The organism is Hymenobacter yonginensis (assembly GCF_027625995.1).
Lineage (GTDB): Bacteria > Bacteroidota > Bacteroidia > Cytophagales > Hymenobacteraceae > Hymenobacter > Hymenobacter yonginensis.
On sequence record NZ_CP115396.1, the window covers coordinates 3,563,970 to 3,579,608 of the forward strand.

Here is a 15,639-nt window from a genome sequence, read left to right on the forward strand (position 1 = left end):
CACCCTTTCCCACCCAGTGCTGATGCGGCCAACCTGTCGCCGTTAAACGGCCCCAACGGCCGCCACCCGCGCAGGCGCCACCGGCACGGCCGCCTTCATTTGCTGGGCCGTGTAGTGGGCCAGCGCCATTACGGTCAGCATCGGATTCACGCCGCTGCAGGCCGGGAAGGCCGAGGCATCGGCCACGAACAGGTTTTTCACTTCATACAGCTCGCCGGTAGGGCTGGTGGGGTGCGTGGCCGGGTCGCCGCCCATGCGGCAGGTGCTCATCTGGTGGGCGCTGTAGAGCCCGAACTGGTTGGGCTTCCAGCTCAGGTGCGCGAGCTGGTCCAGCACTTCGGGGTTCTGCGGCTGGCCGTCTTTCACACGCAGCAAGGGCAGTGTACCGTGAGGCAGCAGCACCGTGTGGGCGCCGGCCGCGGCATGAATTTCGGCGGCGGCCCGCACGCCGGTCAGCATGTTGGCGCGGTCGTGCTCGGAGAGGGTGTAGTCGATGATGGCCTGCCCGTGCTTGTCGATGCTGACGCGGCCGCCGTCCCGGTCGCGGGTGAGCACAATGAACGAGCCCAGGTGGTCGGCCTGCTGCATGAGCTGCTTGTGCTGGCGGCCGTTGAGCCAGGGCATCACCATGCTCATCAGGCCCACGTGGGCGGGCGGCGTTTCCAGCTTGGCGCCGTAGTTGGTGCCGTTGAGCATCGTGAAACAGTCGTTGACCACCGACATACTGGGCCCGAACCACGGCTGCATCGGCTTATCATACATCCCCGATACCACTACCGTGGGGTGCAGATTGAGGTGGCGCCCGATGTGCGGATGCTGCAGGCCACTGCGCAGCAGCAGCGCCGGCGTCTGAATGGCGCCGCCGGCCACCACCACCCGCCGGGCCCGCACCGTCACGCGCACCGGCCGGCCGTCGGCGGTGGTGTGCACGGCCTCGGCCCCGGTGGCGCGGCCGTCGGTTATCGTGACGCGCTCCACCCGGGTGTCGGCCAGCAGGCGCGCGCCGTGCTCGAAGGCCTGCAGCAGGTAGGTGTTGAGTGTGCCCTGCTTGATGCCGTGCGCGTCGCCGAGGGTGGTGTAGCCGAGGGCCTGAAAGTGGGCATCAGAGTCGGTGAGGCCTTTTTCGTTGCGCGGAATCAACTTCACCTCCTGCCCCAGCCGGGTAGAGCCGTCCCAGAGGGCCTGGTTCTGGCCGTTGTGGCGGGTGTAGTCGATGTTCACGCTCAGGGCGCGGCTCACGGCGTCGAGGCTTTTCTTGAATTCCAGCGTGGCCACGTGCGGCAGCTGGTGCTCGCGCGCCCACTCCTGCAGCACGTAGTCGGGGGTGCGGAAGGCGCCGGCCCAGTTGACGGTGGTGCCACCGCCCAGGCAGGCGCCGGCCAGAATGCCAATGCTGCCGTCCTGGGTGCTGAGCGCGCCTTTAGCGTCGTAGAGCTTGCCCAGCATGTCTACTTCGCGCTGCGTGAAGTCGCAGCCGTGGCAGTGGGGGCCTTTTTCCAGCACCAGCACGTCGTGGCCGGCGGCGGCCAGCTCCCCGGCCACCACGCCGCCACCCGCGCCGCTGCCAATCACCAGCACGTCACAGTCGTAGGTTACATTCTGAGTTGGCTGCAGCGTTTGGATGGGTTTGGCGGTGTCCACGGGCAGATCGGCGGGCAGTGGGCCGGAGTAGCCGATACTGTCCCAGACCGGGTTGCGGCCGCCGGCTTCGGCGCCGCCGTAGAACAGAATCAGCAGCAGCTTGCGCAGCGCGTGGAAGCCTTTGCGCAACTGCGGCACGTTGCTCTGGGCCCAGCTTTGCAGCATTTTTTCGCGCTGGGCGGGTTGCAAACGCACAAACGGCCGCAACGGCCCAAACCACGTCAGGCCCAGTGTGGGCGAGTCGAGCAAGCCCAGCAGCTTCAGAAACTCCTGCCGCGCGGCGGCGGGCTGCTCGTCCAGTATCTCCCCAATCTGACCCACGTCGACGCCCTCGGAGCCGCGCCGCTGCCAGAAGGCCGCGTGCTCCGCAGGCCCGTCCACGGCAGGAATAAAGGTATCGGCGAGGGCGCGCAGGGTGGCGCGCTGGGCTTCGGTGAACTGCATGGCACTGCGAACGTCAGGGTGGGAAGCCGGCAGGCGGTAGTCGGCCCGCCGGCTCCCAAAAGTTCGCGCTTTTTCCGCAGAAATACTCGGCTTGCATACGAAAATTGGTGAATCGTGATGAGGTGAACCGTGACAGGTAAAGAAAGAACGTCATTCCGAGTGGAGCGAGGAATCTCGCGTGCTGACGTTGGATTATCACTGCAACATCAGCACGCGAGATGCTTCGGCTGCGCCTCTGCATGACGGTCTTTCTTTACCTGTGACCTGTCACCTCATCACCCCATCACCTCATCACCCAAAACTCACAGCCAGCGCAGCAGCAGGCCTACCATGCGCTTTACTTTGGGGGTGTAGGGAGGGTAGAACTGTTTGATACCGGTCATGCCAGTGCGCTGTTTCAGTACCGACTTTTCGTTGCTGAAGGCCAGGAATCCGGCGTGGCCGTGGGCGCGGCCCAGGCCGCTGTTGCCGGCGCCGCCAAATGGCAGCTCGGGGTGAGCTAGGTGCAGCACCGTTTCGTTGACGGCGGCGCCGCCGGCCGGGATGTTGCCGAGCAAGTAGCGCTGGTTTTCCTTGCTTTGGGTGAAGACATACAGCGCCAGCGGCCGGGGCCGGGAGTTCACCTCGTCGGTGACGTCCTGCAGGGTGCGGAAGGTGCGCACCGGCAGCAGCGGCCCGAAGATTTCTTCCTGCATAATGCGGCTATCGGCGGCCACGTTCTGCAGCACAGTGGGCTCGATGAAGCGCTGGCTGGCGTCTACATGGCCGCCGAGGGCCAGCGTGGCGCCGTGCAGCTGAGCATCTTCCAGCAAACCCGCCACCCGCTCGAAGTGGTGCTGGTTGACGATGCGGGCAAACGAGTCGGAGGCGACGACGCCCTCATTGCCAGCATCGTAGAAGCGGCGCACCACGGCCCCGATTTCGTGCAGCAGCGGCTGCTGCACGCTTTCGTGCACCAGCAGGTAGTCGGGCGCCACGCAGGTCTGGCCGGCGTTGATGCCCTTGCCCCACACGATTTTCTCGGCGGCGTCGCGCAGGTCGGCGGTTTCGTCCACGATGGCCGGGCTTTTGCCGCCCAGCTCCAGCGTGACGCTGGTGAGGTGCTCGGCGGCGGCGCGCATCACCACCTTGCCCACCTGCGGGCTGCCCGTGAAGAAAATGTGGTCGAAGGGCAGGCGCAGCAGCTCGGTGGCCACGTCCTTATCGCCTTCCACCACCGTCACCTCGGCCGGGTCGAACAGCTCGCGAGCCATGCGGCTCAGCAGCCCGGCCACGGTAGGCGTCATTTCCGAGGGCTTGATGATGACGCAGTTGCCGGCGGCCAGCGCCGAAATGAGCGGGTCGATGGCCAGGTAAAACGGGTAGTTCCAGGGCGCGATGATGAGGCAGACACCTTTGGGCTCGACCTGCACCCAGCCGCGCGCGCCCAGCAGGGCCAGCGGCGTTTCGGCAGGGCGGGGCGCCATCCACTCCTTGAGGTGGCGCAGCGTATGCTTGATTTCGGTCTGGGAAGGCCAGATTTCCGACACGTCGGTTTCGGTGGTGGGCTTGCGGAAGTCGGAGTAGAGCGCCTGCTGGATGGCGGCGCGGTTTTCCGTAATCCAGTGGCTGAGCTTGCGGAGGCGGGCGGCGCGGGCGGCAACATCTTCGCGGCGCAGGGCGGCGCTGCGGGCTTGCTGCTGCGCAAACAGGCGGCCAAGGGCCACGGAAGCAACGGATTCGGGGGCAGACTCCATAATGACAGAGGAAAAAGAGCGGAACAGGTGAGCGGTGTGAGTAGTACGTACGGCCGGCGGCGGTGGCCGGCGCGGCGCGGCCCGCCGGCGGCCTGATAAGCGCGCAGGCCCCCGGCTTGTTGGCCGGGGCTGTCTGCGCCGGCGCCAGTCAACCAGCCGGCCACTGGCCCCGGCCGACTGCAGCAGGCGCGTAAACAAGCAACAAAAATCTATTTATCAAGCTATTATATATAGAAAAGCCTGATAAAATGCCGGCTGGTTTGCCGTAGTTTTGCCCACCCAATCTGCTACTTTCCTGGAAATATGCTTGATCTTCACCCGCTTGCCGCAGTGGCTACCCACCACCAGCGCCATGCGGCAACGGCCCCAGGGTTGGTGGGCACGTTGCAGCCGCGGCGCCGCGGCCGGCGGCGGCGGCCGGAGCCAGCCACGGGCACGGCGGCCGGCAGCAGCCCAACGCCAACGCTACCGCCCGCGGAAAAGCCGCTGGCAGAGGCCCTGGCCCGGTTGCAGCACCTGCTGGACTTGCTCAACCACCATTTCCCCGACTACGACGAACTGGAGCTGAGCCGTCCCCTGCAGCCCGGGGGCTGGTCGCGGCGGCAGTTGCTGGGGCACCTGCTCGACTCGGCTACCAACAACTACCAGCGCTTCGTGCTGTGCCAGCTGGGGCCCGAGCCCTTCCGGATGGTGTCGTATCAGCAGGATGGCTGGGTGGCGTGCGGCGCCTACCAGACGGCTCCCGCCGCCGAGTTGCTGCAGCTTTGGACTTTGTACAACCGGCAGCTGGCCCGGCTGCTGGCCCAGTTCACGCCCGCATCCCTCCAGCACCGCTGCGAGTTCGAAAACGGCTACACCGTGACGCTGGGTTGGGTGGTGGAAGATTACGTGGTGCACATGGAACACCACATCCGGCAGATTATCGGCTGAGCAGGCGCGGGTTTCGGCGGCGCGGGCACTATCCGGGGCGGTGCGCCGTTAGGGAAGCTTGTTCATTGATTTTTCTGAATGTTTGTTCTGTTTCCGCGCCCCTTGCGCTGCGTACGCCGGCTGATGCTGCCGGCGCTTTTGGCTTTATTTTCTTTGAATTGGGCCCTGGCCGGTCCGCCGCCCCGCCCCCGGCCGGCTGCCCTGCATCTGCAGGTGCGGCGCGTGGCCCCCAACGTATTTGTGCATACTTCCTACCACCGCTACGCCGGCAAAACCGAGCCCGTGGCATCCAATGGCCTGATTGTGAGCACCAGCAAAGGCGCGCTGCTCATCGACACGGCCTGGGACCCGGAGCAGACGCTGGAGCTGCTGCGCTGGGTGGCCGACAGCCTGCACCAGCGGGTGCGGCTGGTGGTGGTATCGGGGGCGCAGGAGGCGCGGCTGGGCGGGCTGGCCGTGCTGCAGGCCAACCATATTAAGGTGTACAGCACGCCGCTCACGGCCAAGCGGGCCGGCCGGCTGCCTTTTGGGGCGCCTACGCCGGCCATCAAGCCCTACACGCTGATCCGGGCGGGCCGCACGAAGCTGGAGCTGTTCTTCCCCGGCCCCGGCCACAGCCCCGACAACCTAGTGGCGTGGCTGCCTAAGCAGCGGGTGCTTTTCGGCGGCGACCTAGTGCAGGACGCCACGGCGCAGCTGCTGAGCAGCACGGCCGAAACCAATCTGAAACAGTGGCCCGCCACGCTCCGCAAGCTGCAGGCCCGCTATCCGCAGGCCGAAGTGCTGGTACCCGGCCGCGGCCAATGGGGCAGCCCCGATCTGCTGGCCCACACGCTGCTCCTGCTGCGCAATGCTCCACGCAAGCCCCAGACGGCGCTCAATGGCCGGTAGCAAGGCGTACGGCGGCCTCATCATCAATACCAATAGGCTGAAAACGAAAAAAGCTGAGACCTAACGGCCTCAGCTTTTTTAACGTCCGTCGACGAAATCGGCGAACGGGCCAGCGGCAAAATTCCCACCCAATGCCGCTGGATATTGGTGGCAGACAGCGCCGGCGCACTCTCTGCCTGCTGGCTTGCGCCAGCTATATTCTATCAGAAAAGACGGATAAGCTGCGTTTCAACTTCTCCCCCGTCCGCTTCTTAGTGCTCTTGAAACCAGGTCATTGCTGCCGAAAAAAGCCGGCCGAAACCGACGACCGGCAGCAGGCCTGAATCGTGACACAATTTCGGCAGTTAATCAGGGGGTTACTACGTCGTAGTTAGCCGATGCAGGTGCTGCATTGACTTAATGTGTTAATTTCGCAAGAAGTATCAGCCAGTAAAGCATTACTCCGCCATGAAACTGCAGTTTGAGCCCATCCACCCGACCGCCGACAGCTCTTTCACGCTGCTGCACTACACCCAGGTGCAAAGCGCCGGCCTGCTCTGGCACTACCACCCCGAGTACGAGCTGGTGTACATTCCGCAGGGCAGCGGGCGGCGGCACATCGGGCAGCACATTTCGCGCTTCGAGGAAGGCGAGCTGGTGCTTATTGGGCCCGACCTGCCGCACCTCACATTCAGCTATGGGCTGCCGGCCGGCACGCCGTTCGAGGAAATAGTGGTGCAGCTGCGCTCCGACTTCCTGGGGCCGGAGTTCTGGCAGCACCCCGAGCTGGCCGATATCCGGCAGCTGCTGGCCCGCTCGCACGAGGGCCTCTCGTTTGGGGGCATGACCCGCGCGGCGGCCGGCGACCTGCTGCGCGAGCTGCTGCACGCGCCGCCTTTCGCGCGCCTGCTGCTGCTGCTGCAGGTGCTGCAGCGCCTGGCCCAGGCCGCCCCCTCCGACTACACGCCGCTGCACGCCGGCGCCGGCAGCCAGGCCCTGAGCGGCAAGGAGCAGCAGCGCCTGAGCCGGGTGTACCAGTTTGTGGAGCAGCACTACTTCCGGGCCAGTCTCTCGGTGCAGCAGGTGGCGGAGGTGGCACATTTATCGGTGCCGGCCTTCTGCCGCTACTTCAAGAAGATGACGCGCCTCACGCTCACCGAGTTTCTGCAGGAATACCGCGTGGGCCAAGCCTGCCGCAGCCTCATCGACGAGGAGCTGTCGGTGACGGAGGTGTGCTACGCCAGCGGCTTCAACAACCTGTCACACTTCAACAAAACCTTCCGGCGCTACACCGGCTACAGCCCCACCGAATACCGCAAGCAGCGCGCAGCGGCGTAGGCAGAAGTACCGGCAAGAGGCACGTCATTCCGAACTTGCGAGGAATCTCGCGGGCTGACGTTGAAGTAGTAATCATGCGTCAGCACGCGAGACGCTTCGGCTACGCCTCAGCATGACGTTCTGGTGGCGGCGTTTTATCGGCTGGGCACCATGGGCGGAACGCAGGCCGCCGGCTAGGTGTATGGCAGATGATGCCTGCTTTCCCTTTTTCCAACGTGCCGCTTGCCGGATTCCGCTGGCTGCGCCTAGCGCTGCCGCTGGTGTGGCTGCTGCTGGGCGCCATGCCGGCCGGAGCTCCTAAGACCCTGCTGCTGCTGCCCGCGCCGCTCGGCATTCAGGCCGCCACTTTCTCGGTGGTGGATGTGCGCGACGACCGGGCCGACCGCACTGCCGTGGCGTGGCTGCTGCCGGCCCCGACGCGGGCAGGCACGCCAGCCGGCCCGCCCCTCGCCACCGACCTGCAGGGCGGAGCGGCCGGGGCCCTGCGGCAGTTTGCCCGCCAGAGTCTGCCGCGCACGGCCGGGCAGCGGCTCATCATCATCCGGATAAAGGAGCTGCGGGTGCAGGAAACGGCCGTGTCAGGCGGGCAGGCAGAAGGCCGGGTGAGTGTGCGGCTGGCGTTTGAGTGGCAGCGGCCCGATGGCCCGCCGCTGCTCCTCACTGAGTATCGTGGCGGTGCCCGCTACGGCCGCCCGCTGGCCAGCCCGGCCGTGGTGGAGCCCACCCTGCGGCAGGCCCTGGCCGATGCCCTGCGTTACCTCAACGGCTGGCTAACCCAGGCCGCCGACCATGACGTGCGCCTGGCCACGGCCGTGCAGCCTACGTTTCGCTACGACCAGCGCCTGACCGAGCCCGACACGCTGTTCTATGACCCCGCCCGCCCGCTGCGCTGGTCTGACTTCACAGGCCGGCCGCGCCCGGGCGACTACGCGGCCACGGTGTTTCCGGGGTTTGCCTATAGGGGGCAGCCGCGGGTGGTGCGCGGCGTGGTGCAGCTGGGCCTCACGCTGCAGGTGTTTGTGGTGCGCAGCAGCTCCTGGGTGGGACTCGGCCAGCAAACGCCCTACAACCTCAACCATGAGCAGCGCCACTTCGACATCGTGCGGCTGGTGGCCGAGCGGTTCCGGCGCAAAGCCACCGCCGACAGCCTCACGGTGGAAGACTACAACAGCATCCTGCAGCTGCAATACCTGAAATCCTTCACCGAAATGAACCGCCTGCAGGACCAGTACGACCTGGAAACCCGCCACGGCCAGGACGCGGCCACGCAGGACCGCTGGAACCGCCGGATTGATGCCGAACTGCGCGGCTACGGCGTCATTCAATAAAGCAGGCTGCTCCGGACAGGCAAAAAGCCCGTGGTGTGTAACACACCACGGGCTTTTTAGATAGGCATAGCATAGCCCGATACAAACACCTTACTACTTGATAAATACCTTTCTTACTAGGCTATAAAGACTGGATAATGGGAGCGGGCGGCGGCTACCGGATACTCCGGGCCTGGCTACCTGCCCATAGGCGGCTAGTTCTCCATGCGCGACTTCTCGGCCTCGATGCCGGTGCTGCGGCGCTGGCTGCCTTTCACGCGCTGGTTGCCGAACTTGTAGCTGAAGTTGAGCTTCACAAAGCGGCTTTCCGCTTTATCGAGGTTGCGGGAGTTGAGGCCGGCGGCCAGCACCTCGTAGCGGTTCTGCTGGGTGTTGAACACGTCGGTTACGTTGAGCGTGAGCGTGGCGGCATCCTTGAGCAGCGACTTGGAAACACCCAGCCCCGTGTTGAAGCGGGCTTTGAACGCAAGGCCGCCAAACGTCATCGGCGACATATACATGGCCGAAGCTTCCATCTTGAAGCCGTGGGGCAGCGTGAGCGTATGGTTGCTGGACAGGTAAGTGGAAGGGCGGGCATTGTTCAAACCCAGAGCCGGGCTGTTGACGCGGGCGTACTCCAAGCCCAGGGTCGTGACGGTCATCCACTTGCCGCTGAGCAGAGGCCTCATGAGCGTGGTGCTGGCCGACACCGACTCGGCGCTGCGGAAGTTGCGGAAGGAGTTCACCACAATCTGGGTGCCTTCGAGCTGGCGGTAGCTGTCGATGAGCACGTTGGTGTGGTGGCCGTAGCTGATGGAGGTGCTCAGCAGGTTATTATAGGAGTGAGTGAACTCGAAGTTGTGCGAGAAGGACGGACTGATGCTGGGGTTGCCCTGCACATAGCGGTACTGGCTCACGTAGGTCACGAAGGGGTTTACAATGCCGAACGCAAACCGGTCAATCTTGCGGCTGTAGGCAAAGCCGAGCTGCACCTTCTCCGACTTGTTGTACTGCGCCGACACGCTCGGGAACAGGTTGAGGTAGTGCCGGTCGGTGCGCTGGCCGGTGGTGAGCGAGGTGCCGGTGGTGTTGGTTTGCTCGGCACGCAAACCTAGCTCTACTACCACCTTGCGCACCGTGTGCCCCACGGTGGCGTAGGCCGCGTTGATGTTTTCGCGGTAGATGAAGTGGTTGGTTTTGCCCAAATCCACCGTCCAGGGCTGGCCGGCCGGGGCCTGCTCCCAGCGGATGTCATTATCGGTGGTGGTGAAGGTGGTTTTCAGGCCGGCCTCCAGATGGGCGCGGCCCAGGGGCTGGGCATAATCGGCCGAGAAGGAGCGCACCGAGTTGCGGGCCGGGGAGTTGTCGCGCAGCAGGTCATAGGGGCCGGTTGGCTGCAGGCTGCCGTCGAAGGTGCGGGTGGTGTAGTCGTTGTGCCAGTCTTTGCGGTAGCCGAAGTAGTCGGCGTTCAAACTCAGGGTGCGGCCAGCGGTGTCGAGCTTAGTTTTGTAGTACACATTCAGGGTCGGACTCAGGAACTGCGCCGCGCCCGTGGTCTGCACGTGCGAGGCCGAGAGCAGCGTATTGTCGCTGAGGCGGGCCAAGTTCTGAGCGTCCCGGTCGCGGGTATTGAGCATGCCTTTCAGCAGCACGCCGGCCGACGACTTTTCGCTCAGCACGTAGTCCAGGCCCAGCTTGGCGGAGTTGTTCTGGTTGTGGCGCACCTCCCGGCCGTTTTCCCGCAGCTCGCGGCCCTCGCCAAGGCGGCGGAAGGCGCTGGTGGTGCTATACACCTGGTTTTCCTGCCGGTCGAGGCTGCCGTACACGTTCAGGGCGGCGGTGCGGTGGTTGAGGCTGAGGCCGGCGTTGTAGCGGCCGTACTCCCCGGCGCCCACGCCCACCGTGGCCGTGCCGTTGGTGCCCAGCTTGCGGCCTTTGGTGGTGATGATGTTGATGATGGCGGCCCCATTGGCATCGTAGCGGGCCGAAGGGTTGGCAATGACTTCCACCTGGTCGAGGGTGTTGCCAGGCATGGCTTCCAGCATCGTTTTCAGCTCCGCACCGCTCAGGTTGGTAGGCTTGCCATCTAGCAGCACCGCTACCTTCTTGCCGCGCAGCTGGAAGCCGTTGCTTTGGTCCAGCACGCCGGGGGCGCGGCCTAGCACATCGTAGGCGCTGCCGCCGGCCGCCAGGGGACTGGCCGCTACGTTCAGCACCAGCTTGCCGGCACGCTGCTCAATAAAGGGCTTGGTGGCCGTCACGGTCACGCCCTTCAGGCGCTGGCCGGCTGGCGCCAGCAGCACGGGCGCCAGCATGGCGGGCTGGCCGCTGCCTACTTCCACGGCCACTGGTGCCGCCGTTTTGTAGCCGATGTAGCGCACCAGCAGCTGATAGCGGCCGGCCGGCACCTGCTCGAAATGAAACGCACCGTGCTCGTTGCTGATGGTGCTGAGCACCGGAGCAGTAGTGGCGGGCTGCAGCACCACCGTAGCGAAAGGCAGCGGCTGCTGGGAGAGACTGTCGGCGACGGTGCCGCGTAGGGCGGCAGCGGCGTGCTGGCCGGCCGACGCCGAGGCGGTTTGGGCGGTAGCTACGGCGGGTACGGCGGCCAGAGCAGCAACGAGGAGCAGGGAGGCGGAAACGTTTTTCATGGACTTGGAAGTGAGCAGTGTGTCGAGGGAAAACCCAACCGCCAACCGGCTGGGAATGGGACAAAGCAACAGCCTCTCACTGCGTTTCCAGCGCGTTTTTCGACCACTCCCGCCCCCGACCCGACCAAGTAGCCGGCCCGGATTTTTGGTCGAAAAAAACACCCCCATTGGTCGAAATCCGGCCTTGCGCATGCTGCAGGCGGCCGGAAAATCCGCCAACTTGGCCCCATGCAAATGCCCCGCCTCACCCCCACCGGCCCCGACCGGCCCAGTCGTTTTCCACTTGTGTTTGAGGGGCTGGTATGGCTGCTGTATGTGGGCCTCTACAAGTACAACTTCTTCATGCAGGAGGCCGGGCGCCTTGTGCCGCTCACGGAGCGCGCCAATTTCCCCTACCCACAGCTAATGCTGTTTGCGCTGCTGTCCACGCTCTACATTGTGCCCTACTACCGCGGGCTGCTGCCACTGCTGCTGCGCCGCCGGCGCTACGTGCTGCTGGGCGTGGGGGCCTTGCTCTACACATGGTGGGGCATCAAGCTGAACTTGGTGCTGGCCCACGGCCTGTTTCAGTACATACCCAGCCCGCCCCAGTTGGCGCGCTACTACCTGCAGGAGTACCTGGAAGCCGCTGCCACCCTTCTGGGCCGAGCCCAATACCACATCAGCCTGCTGTTTACCGATTTGCTGGCCTTCAGCTGCGTGGCGTTTGTGCGGCTGGCCTTCGAGCACGAGCAGCGCCGCCGCCACCTCGAAAAAGACCATCTGGCCCTGCAGATGGAGCAGCTCAAGGCCCAGCTGCAGCCCCACTTTCTGTTCAACACGCTCAACAGCATCTACGGCCTGAGCCTAGCCGGCTCGCCCGAAACGCCGCGCTTCATTCTGCTGCTCTCGGAACTGATGCGCTATGTGCTCTACGACAGCGGCAAGGCGCAGGTGCCGCTGGCCGAGGAGGTAGAGTTTATGGCCAATTACTTCGAGCTGGAGCAGCGCAAGTACGCCGGGGCGCGGGTGGAATTCCGGGCCGTGGGCGACACGGCCGGCGTGCAGGTGCCGCCGCTGCTGCTGCTGCCGCTGGTGGAAAACAGCTTCAAGCACGGCCGCCACCACTTCTCCGACGCGGCCACCGTGCAGGCCACCCTCAGCACCACGCCCGGCCGCCTGCACTTTCTCATCGAAAACGACATGCTGCCCGAAGCCCCCGCCGCCTCGCCCAAGCGCAGCGGCGGCATCGGCCTGCAGAACATCCGCCAGCGCCTCAACCTCTACTACCCCAACGCCCACGAGCTGCACCTCACCGAACAAAACGGCCGCTACCGCGCCGAGCTGACGCTGCGGGTGTAGTGAGCACAACGGACTACAGCACGTCATTCCGAGCTTGCCGAGGAATCTCGCGTGTTGACGTCTGATTACAGCTGCAACAAAGCGGTAGAGATGCTGCGGCTGCGCACCCTGGCTCGATGCGCCACATGCTCAGCATGACGTCCTATATCACCTCATTACTTCATCACCCCATTACCTCATCCCCTCATCACCTATCCAATGACAAATACTCCCGCTCCTGTTCGCTGCCTGATTGTGGATGATGAGCCGCTGGCCCATCAGGTGCTTACCCAGTTCATTGGCCAGACGCCGGGGCTCACGCTCACGGGCAAGTGCCGCAACGCCATGGAAGCCTACGAGCACCTGGCCCAGCACCCCGTGGACCTGCTGTTTCTGGATATTGAAATGCCGCTCGTGACGGGCCTGAGCTTCCTTAAAAGCCTCACCCACCCGCCCAAAACCGTGCTGACCACCGCCTACCGCGAGTATGCCTACGAGGGCTACGAGCTGGACGTGCTCGACTACCTGCTCAAGCCTTTCAGCTACGAGCGGTTCATGAAGGCTGTGGCCCGCCTGCCCGCCACCCAGCCCGTGCCGCCCGCCGACACCACCGAGGAAAAGTACCTGCTGGTGAAAGAGCGCCAGGGCCTGCTGAAAGTCCCGCACCGCGACATTGTGTACGTGGAGGGTTGCAAGGACTACGTGAAAATCACGACGGCCACCAAAAGCTACCTGCTGCACCACACCATGAAGGAAATGGTGGAGGTGCTGGGCCCGGCCTTCGTGCGGGTGCACCGCTCCTTCATCGTGGCCGCCGCCCACATCCGCATGCTCCAGCCCGACAACGTGCTGCTGCTCGACAACACGCTGCTGCCCATCGGCAACTCGCACCGGGCCGATTTGCTGGCATTTTTCAAAAAATAGGCCGCCGCTGCCACACAAAAAGCCCCCGCACCAGACTGGTACGGGGGCTTTTGCGTGGTAGGAGCCGCGGAAAGCTAGTCTTTCACTTTCACCTTGCCGTCGTCGGCGTCGCGCTTCACTTTGGTGCCGTTGGAGTACTCGGTTTTCCGGTCGCCATCCTTGTCGATTTTCACCGTGGTGCCGTTGGAATACACGATTTTGGTTTCGCCGTTTTTCTTCTTATCGTATTTCACGATGCTGGGGCCCGAGCGGCGGGAGGGGGCGCTACGCTCTTCTTCCACCACGCGGGTTTCCGTTACGGTGTAGGGCGTACCGGCGTAGTAGGTGCCGCGGTTCGACGAGTACGTGTTGTACTGGTTGGGGTCCGTAACGATGGTTTTCACTTCCCGGTCGGTGTCGTCGTTCACTTGGCGGATGGCGGCGTAGCGGCCAGTGGTATCGGTGGCGTAGCTGGTTTCAATCTCGCCGAGGCGGCGGCCACGCGTGTAGTAGGTTTTCTCGATGCGCGTCACGACTACCGTATCCGTCAGCTTCAGGTCTTCGGCAATGCGGTTGGCGAGGCGGTCGGCGTCGGTGCGGTAGGTGGTGGTGTCGACAGCATTATCGACAACTACGGCCGTATCGGCCGAGGGCGTGGTGGCCGCGTCAACGGCCGCGGGCTTGTCTTGGGTGCAGGAGGCGGCCAGCAGCGTGGCAGCAGCCGAGACAAAAAGCAGGGTCTTGTGCATAAAAGGGAGGTCTGTGAAAACAGCATATAGCCTACTGGCTATAATGGGGCCTGTTACGGCTGGGGTTGCGGCGAGGTTGCAGAGGGGCCGGCCCGGGGCTTGCAGACGCCCAACCGGAAACGGAAAAACAAAAACCCGAGCCGATAGGCAACGCCCGGGCCCGGGCCTGCATCTGGCCCTGTATACGCCATCGGCAATCCTTCCTCCACCTTTATCTTTCCTGCTCATGCATACCGCTTCCCTCTTCCGTTCTGCGGCCGTAGCCGCTCTTTTCAGTGTGGCGGCCGTGGCTGCTGCCCAGGCCCAGCAGCTGCGCAAAGTGGGCTCGTTCGACAAGCTGCGGGCCAGCGGCGCCTGCGACGTGGTGCTGGTGCAGGGCGCAGGCACCGAAGTGAAGGTGCAGGCCGAAGCCGACGTGGAAAAATACATCGTGACCGAAGTGCAGAATGGCACGCTGCAGATCTACCGCGACCGGAATGCGCCCAGCCAGCTGTTCAACAACAAGAAAGTGACGGTGTACGTGACCTGCCCGCGCCTGACCGGCATCGAAACCAGCGGCGCCTCCGACATCAAGAGCACCTCCACGTTCACGGCCGACAACTTCACCATCCGGGCCAGCGGCGCCTCCGACGTGACGCTGCGCCTCGACACCAAGGCCCTGACCGTACACGCCTCCGGCGCTTCCGACATCAAGCTGGCCGGCCGCGCCGAGCGCCAGCAGGTGCAGGTGAGCGGCAGCAGCGACTACCGCGCCAACGAGCTGCAAAGCCGCACCGCCGACGTGCAGGCCTCCGGCGCCTCCGATGCCTACGTTTTCGTGGAGGAAAGCCTGACTTCCCGCGCCTCCGGCGCTAGCGACGTGCGCAACAAAGGCAAAGCCCGCGTGACCCGCTAAGCCACTGCACACGAGAAACAGGGGGCGTCTGGCGCATTGCCGGGGCCGGTGTACAGTAGCGCGAACTTTGTAGTTCGCGCCCCCGCGCCGTTTGCGCCACCCACGGCCGTTGGCTGTTGCCCCTGGCCGTGGGTGGCGCAGGCAGGTCGGCAGCGGCTTTCGTAGCTTCGTGCCGCCGATGCGCCGAGCTGCTACCAGCCTGGTTGGCGTCGGCCGGCCGGCTTGGTTTCAGCTGGCTGCTTTCTGTTTTTCTTCTGCATGAACCACCGCCATTTCGTGTTGCACAAGCCGTTCGGCTACCTCAGTCAGTTCCGGAGCGAAGACGCCCGCGAGGCCCGCAAAAAGAAGTTTCTGGGGGCGCTGCACGACTTCCCCGAAGGCACCATGTCCATTGGCCGCCTCGACGAGCACAGCGAAGGCCTGCTGCTGCTCACCACCGACGGCCGCGTGAGCGAGCGGGTACGCCGCAAAGACGTGGAAAAGGAATACTACGCCCAGGTAGACGGCCTCATCACCGACGAAGCCGTGGCCTTGCTGCAGCAAGGCGTGGAAATCAGCATCCCCGAAGGCAAGTACCTGACGCTGCCCTGCGCCGCCTTCCGGCTGGAACAGGCCCCCGACCTGCCGCCCCGCACCCGCAAAATCCGCGACGAGCGGCACGGCCCTACTAGCTGGGTCAGCATCACCGTTACCGAGGGCAAAAACCGCCAAGTGCGCAAAATGACGGCCGCCGCCGGCTTTCCTACGCTGCGGCTGGTGCGGGTGCGCATCGGCAGCATCGTGCTGGGTGGCCTGCCGCCCGGCGAGGTGCTGGAGGTAGACGAGCTGAAGTGGTAAACCCGGGCGGACTATGAA

General features: G+C 64.5%; 12 protein-coding genes. 8 read left to right on the forward strand and 4 right to left on the reverse strand.

Going from position 1 to position 15,639, the window contains the following annotated elements; translation table 11 throughout:
* Nucleotides 1-42: 42 nt before the first annotated feature.
* Both O9Z63_RS15390 and O9Z63_RS15395 read right to left on the reverse strand, forming a co-directional pair.
* The gene (locus O9Z63_RS15390) at nucleotides 43-2,085 is read right to left on the reverse strand and encodes an FAD-dependent oxidoreductase (protein WP_270126178.1); all 2,043 of its coding nucleotides are present in this window, start codon (nucleotides 2,083-2,085) and stop codon (nucleotides 43-45) included.
* Between the two features lie 302 nt (nucleotides 2,086-2,387).
* On the reverse strand, nucleotides 2,388-3,821 hold the full coding sequence (locus O9Z63_RS15395; RefSeq protein ID WP_270126179.1) for an aldehyde dehydrogenase family protein: 1,434 nt from the start codon (nucleotides 3,819-3,821) through the stop codon (nucleotides 2,388-2,390).
* A 303-nt stretch (nucleotides 3,822-4,124) separates the two neighbouring features.
* Between O9Z63_RS15395 and O9Z63_RS15400 the strand changes: the two genes are divergently transcribed.
* The 4 genes from O9Z63_RS15400 (at nucleotide 4,125) to O9Z63_RS15415 (ending at nucleotide 8,287) form a co-directional block, all read left to right on the forward strand.
* Nucleotides 4,125-4,751 carry a DinB family protein gene (locus O9Z63_RS15400; protein ID WP_270126180.1) on the forward strand — a complete coding sequence of 209 codons (627 nt, stop codon included), beginning with the start codon at nucleotides 4,125-4,127 and terminating at the stop codon, nucleotides 4,749-4,751.
* A 153-nt stretch (nucleotides 4,752-4,904) separates the two neighbouring features.
* Entirely contained in the window at nucleotides 4,905-5,642 is a 738-nt protein-coding gene (gene bla, locus O9Z63_RS15405) for a subclass B1 metallo-beta-lactamase (protein ID WP_270126181.1), read from the forward strand.
* Nucleotides 5,643-6,089: 447 nt separating this feature from the next.
* The gene (locus tag O9Z63_RS15410) at nucleotides 6,090-6,959 is read left to right on the forward strand and encodes an AraC family transcriptional regulator (protein ID WP_270126183.1); all 870 of its coding nucleotides are present in this window, start codon (nucleotides 6,090-6,092) and stop codon (nucleotides 6,957-6,959) included.
* Nucleotides 6,960-7,174: 215 nt separating this feature from the next.
* Nucleotides 7,175-8,287, forward strand: a complete 1,113-nt coding sequence (locus O9Z63_RS15415; RefSeq protein WP_270126184.1) for a hypothetical protein — start codon at nucleotides 7,175-7,177, stop codon at nucleotides 8,285-8,287.
* A gap of 194 nt (nucleotides 8,288-8,481) precedes the next feature.
* Here O9Z63_RS15415 and O9Z63_RS15420 read toward each other — a convergent pair whose 3' ends face one another.
* Nucleotides 8,482-10,917 (reverse strand): outer membrane beta-barrel protein, encoded by a 2,436-nt coding sequence (locus tag O9Z63_RS15420; RefSeq protein ID WP_270126186.1) that lies wholly within the window; start codon nucleotides 10,915-10,917, stop codon nucleotides 8,482-8,484.
* A gap of 228 nt (nucleotides 10,918-11,145) precedes the next feature.
* Between O9Z63_RS15420 and O9Z63_RS15425 the strand changes: the two genes are divergently transcribed.
* The gene (locus O9Z63_RS15425) at nucleotides 11,146-12,258 is read left to right on the forward strand and encodes a sensor histidine kinase (RefSeq protein WP_270126187.1); all 1,113 of its coding nucleotides are present in this window, start codon (nucleotides 11,146-11,148) and stop codon (nucleotides 12,256-12,258) included.
* 198 nt (nucleotides 12,259-12,456) lie between these two features.
* A complete protein-coding gene (locus O9Z63_RS15430; protein ID WP_270126189.1) occupies nucleotides 12,457-13,161 on the forward strand; it encodes a LytR/AlgR family response regulator transcription factor in 705 nt (234 codons plus the stop codon).
* A gap of 74 nt (nucleotides 13,162-13,235) precedes the next feature.
* On the opposite strand, the gene O9Z63_RS15435 is transcribed toward O9Z63_RS15430, so the two are convergent.
* Nucleotides 13,236-13,889 (reverse strand): T-complex 10 C-terminal domain-containing protein, encoded by a 654-nt coding sequence (locus O9Z63_RS15435; protein ID WP_270126190.1) that lies wholly within the window; start codon nucleotides 13,887-13,889, stop codon nucleotides 13,236-13,238.
* A gap of 226 nt (nucleotides 13,890-14,115) precedes the next feature.
* On the opposite strand from O9Z63_RS15435, the gene O9Z63_RS15440 reads away from it, so the two are divergent.
* Both O9Z63_RS15440 and O9Z63_RS15445 read left to right on the forward strand, forming a co-directional pair.
* On the forward strand, nucleotides 14,116-14,784 hold the full coding sequence (locus O9Z63_RS15440; RefSeq protein ID WP_270126191.1) for a head GIN domain-containing protein: 669 nt from the start codon (nucleotides 14,116-14,118) through the stop codon (nucleotides 14,782-14,784).
* 258 nt (nucleotides 14,785-15,042) lie between these two features.
* Nucleotides 15,043-15,621 (forward strand): pseudouridine synthase, encoded by a 579-nt coding sequence (locus tag O9Z63_RS15445; RefSeq protein ID WP_270126192.1) that lies wholly within the window; start codon nucleotides 15,043-15,045, stop codon nucleotides 15,619-15,621.
* Nucleotides 15,622-15,639 lie beyond the last annotated feature (18 nt).

What these genes read in the sequence shown, in the direction of transcription:
- O9Z63_RS15390 (WP_270126178.1), bottom strand. Translation starts at nt 2,085, where the DNA reads ATGCAGTTCACCGAAGCCCAGCGCGCCACCCTGCGCGCCCTCGCCGAT.
- O9Z63_RS15395 (WP_270126179.1), bottom strand. Translation starts at nt 3,821, where the DNA reads ATGGAGTCTGCCCCCGAATCCGTTGCTTCCGTGGCCCTTGGCCGCCTG.
- O9Z63_RS15400 (WP_270126180.1), top strand. Translation starts at nt 4,125, where the DNA reads ATGCTTGATCTTCACCCGCTTGCCGCAGTGGCTACCCACCACCAGCGC.
- O9Z63_RS15410 (WP_270126183.1), top strand. Translation starts at nt 6,090, where the DNA reads ATGAAACTGCAGTTTGAGCCCATCCACCCGACCGCCGACAGCTCTTTC.
- O9Z63_RS15420 (WP_270126186.1), bottom strand. Translation starts at nt 10,917, where the DNA reads ATGAAAAACGTTTCCGCCTCCCTGCTCCTCGTTGCTGCTCTGGCCGCC.
- O9Z63_RS15425 (WP_270126187.1), top strand. Translation starts at nt 11,146, where the DNA reads ATGCAAATGCCCCGCCTCACCCCCACCGGCCCCGACCGGCCCAGTCGT.
- O9Z63_RS15430 (WP_270126189.1), top strand. Translation starts at nt 12,457, where the DNA reads ATGACAAATACTCCCGCTCCTGTTCGCTGCCTGATTGTGGATGATGAG.
- O9Z63_RS15435 (WP_270126190.1), bottom strand. Translation starts at nt 13,889, where the DNA reads ATGCACAAGACCCTGCTTTTTGTCTCGGCTGCTGCCACGCTGCTGGCC.
- O9Z63_RS15440 (WP_270126191.1), top strand. Translation starts at nt 14,116, where the DNA reads ATGCATACCGCTTCCCTCTTCCGTTCTGCGGCCGTAGCCGCTCTTTTC.
- O9Z63_RS15445 (WP_270126192.1), top strand. Translation starts at nt 15,043, where the DNA reads ATGAACCACCGCCATTTCGTGTTGCACAAGCCGTTCGGCTACCTCAGT.